The following is a 7,457-nucleotide window of genomic DNA, read 5'->3' on the forward strand; positions in this document are numbered from 1 at the left end:
GGAGCGGGCCGTGGGGCGGCACCGCGGGGCCGCCCGGCGCCGTCGCCCGGGCCGCCCGGCTGCCCTGGCCCGCCGGGTCTCCCTGGCGGCCCAGGCCCTCCTGGGCCTCCTGGGCCGTTGCCTCCTGAGCTGCCTCCTGGGCCGTTGCCTCCTGGGCCGTCGCCACGTCCATGTCGGCTCCCTCTCGCGATTCTTCGGTGCCCACCGTCACAGGCCGTCGCCGACTGCCTGCTCCGACCACGGGCCGCGCCGACGGATGCCGCCGGCGCCGGCCGGGCATTTGCCGAACACGCCGGACCGTCCGCTGGGACCGTATTCCAGCATGTTCGGCCGGCGCTTCGGTGAACGGCGAGTTTACATTTCAGGGCGAAAGAAAGATGTCCCTGGCGGCGGCCGGGACGCGGCTGGCCCGGCTATTGTGACGCCGAATGAAACAATTGGTTTCGCTGATGGAGGCCAGGGCTGTGAAGGAGTCGTCCGGTGCGGTGTTGCCAAGCCCGCCGAATGCGGTTACCGTGCTGTCTCCAGCAGGGGAGGCGCGGAGGCTGGCGACACATTTTCTTCAGCCATCGAATCATCGAAATCCTGGTTGACACCGGCCTGGGCCTGGCTCCACGATATCCTTCGCAAGGCATTCGGAGCGCCGGCTCACATCGTCGGCTCGCATTGTCGGCCCACCTGGCTGGTGGCGGCTTGTCCACGGTGTGTGGACAAGCCGCGGGAAAGATTTCGGCGCAGCCGGTCCACGCCGGCCGGAAATACGTGACGGTGAACATCTGATGGCCACGGGAGGCGTGATGGACGACGGCACGGTGCTTCCGACGCCGGCCAGGCAGCCACACGCCGATCCCGCGCTCCCCCTGGTCGGCGAAGATTCCCGGGGGCCGCAGCCCGGCCGGCCGTCACACCCGCGGGCGGCCGAGGACGGCCGCGGCCACGCGGTCGTCCTCGGCGCCGGCATCGCCGGGCTGCTGGCCGCCCGGGTGCTCTCGGAGACCTTCGAGCGGGTCACGGTACTCGAACGGGACGTGCTCCTCGACGGTGATCCCCACGGCGACTCCCGCCGTGGTGTGCCCCAGGGCCGGCACCTGCACGGGCTGCTCGACCGCGGACGCCGGCTCATGGAGGAGCTGTTCCCCGGCCTGACCACGGAACTCACGCGGCGGGGCGCGTCCACGATCGAGACGCTGGTGGGCTCCCGCTGGTATCTGCGGGGGCTGCGGGTCCGCTCGGCCCCGACCGGGCTGACCTCGGTGCTCGCCAGCAGGGGGCTGCTGGAGGACGTCCTGCGGGCGAGGCTGCGGGCGGTCCCCGGCGTGCGGTTCGTCCAGCGGACGTCGGCGACCGGGCTGGTCACCGCGCCGGAGGCGCCCGGCCGGATCATCGGGGTGCGTGTCGTCCAGCAGCCCCGTACCGCCGGTGCCGGGAGCGGCGCTGATGCCGGTGCTGATGCCGGCGCCGCTACCGGCACCGGACTCATCCGCGCGGATCTTGTGGTGGACGCGACCGGCCGTGCCTCCCGCGGCCCGGACTGGCTGGCCGCCCTGGGACTGCCCGGCCCGGCCGAGCGGCGGACCGGCGTCGATCTCGGATACGCGTCGCGTTTCTACCGGTACCGCCCCGAGCATCTCGACGGCCAGCGTTCGGTCATAGTCTCGACCATGCCCGGATTCCGTGGCGGCGGCGCCGTCGCGCTGGAGGGCGGCCGCTGGCATGTCACGCTCACCGGAATGCTCGGCGACCACCCGCCGACGGATCCCGAGGGATTCGAAGCGTTCGCCCGGACCCTGCCCGTACCCGACATCTACGACCTGGTCACGTCGACCGAGGCGCTGAGCGACCCGGTGCCCCACCGTTTCACCAGTTCACTGCGGCGATACTACGAGCGGGTGCAGAACCCGCCGGCCGGATTCCTCGCCATCGGTGACGCGATATGCAGCTTCAACCCGCTCTACGCCCAGGGAATGACCGTGGCGGCCCAGCACGCGTGGGCGCTGCGGGACTGCCTGCGGGCCGGCGGCCCGGACCTGCCGGCCCGTTTCTACCGGCAGGCCGGCCGCCTCGTGGACGTCGCGTGGGACATGGCCAACGGGGCCGACCTGCGCTATCCCGGCGTCCAGGGGCGGCGCGGCCCGCGCGAGCGGCTGGTGGGCCCGTACGCGGAACGGGTGCAGGTCGCCGCGCACCGGGACGCCACGGTGGCGCGCGCCCTGATGAAGACGCTGAACCTGGTGGACGCCCCGACCGCCCTGCTGCGCCCGGCCGTGGCCGCCGGCGTCCTGCGCTTCGGCTGGTCACACCCGACCACCCCGCGGAAGGCGCCCACGGCTGGGACACGGAACACCGCAGGGACGGGCCTTCCCGGCCAGAGTTCCTGAACGCCAGCGACACGGGAAGCGGTCAGCCGCTCGTCGGCGGTGCTCCCGGGCTCCCACGCTCCCGCGGACGGTCATCCATCGCCACGCGTGATCGTTCGCTCGCTGGGGCCGCCCCACCGCGGTCGTCCGTCCTGGTCGTGCGCACCGGCCGGCCGTCAGGCCCGGCCCGGCCGGGTTCAGGACAGCCGGACGGGCAGGGCCGCGAGGCTGCGTACGGTCAGGTGCGGCCGGTAGGGCGGCGGGTCCGCGGCCAGGGTGAGCCCCGGGGCACGCTGGACGAGCGCCCGCAGGGCGATCCGTGCCTCCAGCCGGGCGAGCGGCGCGCCGAGGCAGTAGTGGATGCCCAGCCCGAAACCGAGGTGCCGGTGCGCGGGAGCGGCGCCGGCGTAGCGGGTGATGTCGAAACGGTCCGGATCCGTGAAGACGTCCGGGTCCCGCTGGGCCGCCGCGCTCAGGATGATGATGATCTCGCCCTGGGGGAAGGGGTGCCCGGAGATCTCGGTGTCCCGCAGGGCGAGCCGGCCGATGAGCTGGATGGGCGGGTCGTAGCGCAACGTCTCGTCGATGATGGAGGGTATGAGGCTGGGATCCGCACGTAGCAGGGCGAGCTGGTCGGGGTTGCGCAGCAGCGCCAAGACGGCGTTGCCGATCAGGTTGACCGTCGTCTCGTAGCCGGCGACCAGCAGCAGGGCGCACAGCTCCAGCAGCTCGCTCTCGCTGAGCACGTCGCCCTGGTCCCGCACCGCCACCAGCTCGCTGAGCAGGTCCTCGGCCGGGCGGGCCCGGCGCCGCGCGATCAGCTCGGTGAAGTAGGCGTCGAACTCGCGGGAGGACGTCCGGCGCCGGGCCAGCTCGTCGGGGGTGAGCAGGTAGTCCGGGTCGATGCCGCGGGTGAGGTCGTTGGCCCAGCCGCGGAAGGTCTGCTCGTCCCGCGCCGGCACGCCCAGCAGGTCGCAGATGACGCGCAGCGGGAGCGGGCGGGCCAGCGCGCCGATCAGGTCGATCTCGCCTTCCCGCTCGAGCGCGGCGTCGATCAGCGTGTCGACCAGGGAGGTGACCCGGGGCTGGAAGGCGGCGACCATCCGGGGTGTGAAGGCCTTGCTGACCAGCCCGCGCAGCCGGGTATGGCTGGGCGGGTTCATCCGCAGGAAGGACCGCAGCCCGCCGTCCAGCGCCTCGGCGCGACGCCACGCGTTGGTCCCGGACTCGCCGCGTCCCCAGGCTGTTTCCGACAGGGCGGTCAAGCAGTCGGGGTAACGCGTCAGCACAGTGGCCTGGAGATCTCCCAGCGGGATGCGGTAGAAGGGATCCGCCGCGCGCAGGGCGCGGTAGCCCGGGTAGGGGTCGGCGCGGCGAGCCGGGTCGAAGGCGCCGAACGCCAGCGGCGCGGCGGCGGGAGTGTCCGATGCCGAGGCGGAACTCATGACCGGGTCCTCTCCTTGTCGTGCTCGTCCCAGCGGCCGGAGATGACAGCCGCCAGCCCGCCGGGGCCGCCCGCACCATGCCTTCCGCGATGCACCCGGTGCCTTCACCCGGTGCCTTCACCCGGTGCCTTCGCGCGGGCCGGTGGCGTCTGCCGGTCAGAAGAAGAATGCCGGGACGGTATTACCCGCCGATGAATCGGCGCTGAACCAGTGCCGGCGGGAACCGCACGAACCGGTGAGCCGGGGTGCTGGCATGTCGTCACTGAAACGTCGGCAGCCAGCCGGAATGACGTAACTGGAGAACGGGAAAAATACGAGAAGAATGGCTGGACGGATGCTGGCCGGCTGCCGTGGACGCAGGCCCGCGCCGAGCGGGCGGGGCCCGGCGGACCGGCCGCTCGCGGGCCGGAACGCCGCGCGGCGGGCATGCGGCGGGCATGCGGCAGCCCGGGCGCGCGACCGCGCGACCGCGCGGCGCCGGTGCGCCCAGGGCTGACGGGAGCCGGGGAAGGTCAGTTCGGGCCGGGGGCTGCGTGCTCGCTCATCCAGGTCAGGTCCGGCACCCGGACCCGCAGCCGGTGCGCTATCTCCTCGACGGCCAAGCCCCGGCCGATCGCCTCGCGGATCGCCAGACCACGGACGGCACGCAGCCGCAGCCGCTGAGGATGGTCGTTCCAGAGCAGATCGTGAGCGACCGCTGCGCGCTCGACCGGGTCGGAGATCGCGATAATTTCGTCGAAGAGCAGCACAACGCCCATGGTCCTGCGATCGTGACCATCCAGCAAGAGCGCGCCGTGCCCGGATGGGCGCGGCCGTCCGAGGAGCTACCCTCGCCCGGCCCGGGCACGCCGGCTGTGTCCGGCCCGGGCACGCCGGCCTTGCCCGGCCCGGACACGACGGGCCGGGAGCGGGACGCGCCGGAGCTGTTCCGGGTCGGGCCGCCCGGCCCGCGTGATCCGCAGCGGCCGTTCGGCCACGGCCGCGGTGAGCTCCAGGAGCGGCCCGACCGTGGCCGGGCAGTCGATGAGGTGGGACTGCGGGTGCGCGGCCAGCCTCCGTCGGGCCAACGTCAGCCACAGGCGTTGGACGAGCCGTCCGAACTCCACCTCGCCAGACCTCGCCAGCCGGGCCGGTGCCTGCCGGGACCAGCAGCACCAGCACCGGACCGCCGTCCCGGGACGCCCTGGCCTGCCGCTGGGCCACCGTGTCGCGCAGACCGTGACGGCGTGGCTCCGGCTGCTCAGCCGGGACCATCGCGGTCGTGGCCGGTCTCCGGTGGCCGGGGCACCGGCCGCTCCTGGCCACCGGACGGCCGGGTGAGCGTCGGGACAGGGGCAAAACGGATGATCAGAAGGGCGGCCAGAACGCCGATCAGGGCATCGAGCAGGACGCCGGGGATGACGGCAGGGCCGCTGACGAGGGTGAAGAGCCCGACCGCCACCATCCCGCAGGCCAGGAAGGTGGCGACGGCCACGACGAGGACGAGCACGGCGGCACTGATGACCCGTCCGCCGTGGGAGAGGCCGCCGATGACGGCGTGCCCCACAGCGGCCCCGGCCGTTCGAGCCGTTCCAGGCATCCTGTTCGTCCCGGGTATCCCAGCCGTTCCGGCCCGCTCGGCGGCGGCTGTCGCGCGCGGGGCGTGCGGCGCCGTGGCCGCCGGGGCGTCCGCCAGCGCTGGCCCGGTGTGGCGGGCGGCACTCATCCGGCGTCCACCAGCTGGGATGGCACGGCGGCGTGCAGCTCGCTCGTGAGCGTCTCGACGGTCCATGCGATCTGTTCGGGGGTGTGCTCGCTGGTGATGAAGAAACGCAGCCGGGACAGGCGTTCCTCGACCGCCGGATACATGATCGGGTTGACGCTGATCCCGCGTTCGAACAGCGTGTTGGCCAGCTGGACGCTGCGTATCGAGCCGCCGACGATGCACGGGATGACCGGGGTCCCGGCGCTCGTCCCGGTGTTCACGCCGGCCTCGCGGGCCAGGCGCAGGAACAGGGCCGAGTTGTCGCGCAGCCGGGCCAGCCGGGCCGGCTCCCCCCGCATGACCCGCAGCGCGGCCAGCGCCGCGGCCGTGTTCGGGGGTGTCAGGCCGGCGCTGTAGACGAAGCCCGGCAGCGTGTAGCGCAGGTAGTCCACCAGGGCCCGGCGGCCGGCGACATACCCGCCGCAGCTGGCCAGCGACTTCGACAGGGTGCCCATCCACACGTCGACACCGCCGCGGTCCACGTCGAAGTGCTCGCCCGCCCCACCGCCGGCCGCGCCGATCACGCCGATGCTGTGCGCCTCGTCGACCATCAGCAGTGCGCCGTGGCGGTTGCGCACCTTGATCAGCTCGGGCAGGTCCGCGATGTCGCCGTCCATGCTGTAGACGCCCTCGACGACGATCAGGACCCGGCGGAAGCGGTGGCGCACCTGTGCGAGCAGCCTGTCGAGGGCCGCCGGGTCGTTGTGCGGGAACGGCCGGCGGGTCGCTCCGGACAGCCGGGCCCCCTGCAGGATGCTGTCGTGGGCCAGCGCGTCATGGACGATCAGGTCGCCGGGCCCGACGAGGTGGCCGATCGTCGTGACGTTGGTGGCGTGCCCGCTGACCAGGACGACGCAGTCCTCCACGCCGATCAGGGTGGCGAGCTCCGCCTCCAGCTCGCGGTGCGGCGGCCGGTCGCCGGAGAGGATGCGGGCGGCCGAGACGGAGGATCCGTACCGGTCCACCGATTCGCTGACCGCCGCGTTGACCTCCGGATGCCCGGACAGGCCCAGGTAGTTGTAGGTCGAGAAGCTCACCAGCTCCCGGCCGGCCACGACCGTACGGTCGCGGGCGTTCCCCTCGTGCAGCAGGAAGTACGGGCTGTGCAGGCCGAGCTGGTCGCTGAGCTCAAGGCGCTTGCGCAGCGCCACCACTTCGGGGAAGGCCGTGACGTCGGTGGCGGCGCTGTCGGGGCGCGGGTGCTCCCGGTGGCGGCCGTTGCCGTTGCCGTTGCCGTTGCCGACGGTGTCGAACAGCCCGTTCCCCGTGCCCTGTGGGTACAGCTGGGTGGCGAAGCCGTTGGAGTCCCGCGTCCGCGCGTCGATACCCGCTCCGATACCCGCTCCGAGGCCGATCCCGGTATCCGCTCCGGCACCGGCCTCCACGCTGGCCTCGATGCCGGCCTGACCAGGGCCGGCCGCTTCGGGCGCATCCCGGGCCGTCGGGCCGGCCGCCGCCGGGAGAAGGCCCGCGGAGCCGGCTCGCCGGGCCAGTACGGCTACCAGATCACCGACCGTGGTGATCTCGGCGATGTCCTCGGTGCGCACGGTCAGGCCCGGCCAGCGGCGTCCCAGCGCGTTCACCAGGTCGGTCATCATGATCGAGTCGAAGCCCAGATCCCCCACGAAGGCGTGCTTCTCGTGGATGTGGCTCTCCGGATAGGCGCTCAGCCCGGAGATGCTCTCGATCACCTGTGCCCGCAGCACGTCCCGGCCGCGGGCAGGTATGACCGCCCCCGCGGCGGACGTCGCGGTATGCGCCGCGGCCGCCGCGTTCCCGAGCGGGTCGTGTCCGCCCGGCGTAACGAGCGGCCAGGTGCCGCCCGCCGCCGCTGGCACGTCAGGCGCCGGCTGTCGCGGTATGGCCGCCCCGGAGATGCCGGCGCCGATCCGTGGCGCTCCGGCTGCCGGA

At 73.2% G+C, this 7,457-nt stretch carries 5 protein-coding genes; 1 reads left to right on the top strand and 4 read right to left on the bottom strand.

All coding sequences use genetic code 11. The annotated features are described in order from the left end of the window. The first annotated feature begins 779 nt into the window (after positions 1-779). Positions 780-2,378: an FAD-dependent oxidoreductase gene (locus tag AC5LSR_RS22190; RefSeq protein WP_250287355.1), complete on the top strand. Its 1,599-nt coding sequence runs from the start codon at positions 780-782 to the stop codon at positions 2,376-2,378. A gap of 176 nt (positions 2,379-2,554) precedes the next feature. Here AC5LSR_RS22190 and AC5LSR_RS22195 read toward each other — a convergent pair whose 3' ends face one another. From AC5LSR_RS22195 to AC5LSR_RS22210, 4 genes are all read right to left on the bottom strand, one after another. Further along, complete coding sequence (locus AC5LSR_RS22195; protein WP_250287354.1) at positions 2,555-3,802, bottom strand: cytochrome P450; 1,248 nt, start codon at positions 3,800-3,802, stop codon at positions 2,555-2,557. A 512-nt stretch (positions 3,803-4,314) separates the two neighbouring features. Next, positions 4,315-4,560 (bottom strand): hypothetical protein, encoded by a 246-nt coding sequence (locus AC5LSR_RS22200; RefSeq protein WP_250286808.1) that lies wholly within the window; start codon positions 4,558-4,560, stop codon positions 4,315-4,317. Positions 4,561-5,042: 482 nt separating this feature from the next. Beyond that, a complete protein-coding gene (locus AC5LSR_RS22205) occupies positions 5,043-5,507 on the bottom strand; it encodes a hypothetical protein (protein WP_250286807.1) in 465 nt (154 codons plus the stop codon). Then, on the bottom strand, positions 5,504-7,457 hold a 1,954-nt coding region (locus AC5LSR_RS22210; protein ID WP_493468948.1), incomplete at its 5' end, for an aminotransferase class I/II-fold pyridoxal phosphate-dependent enzyme. The genes AC5LSR_RS22205 and AC5LSR_RS22210, both read right to left, overlap by 4 nt.

Source organism: Protofrankia sp. CiP1_Cm_nod4, assembly GCF_982290645.1.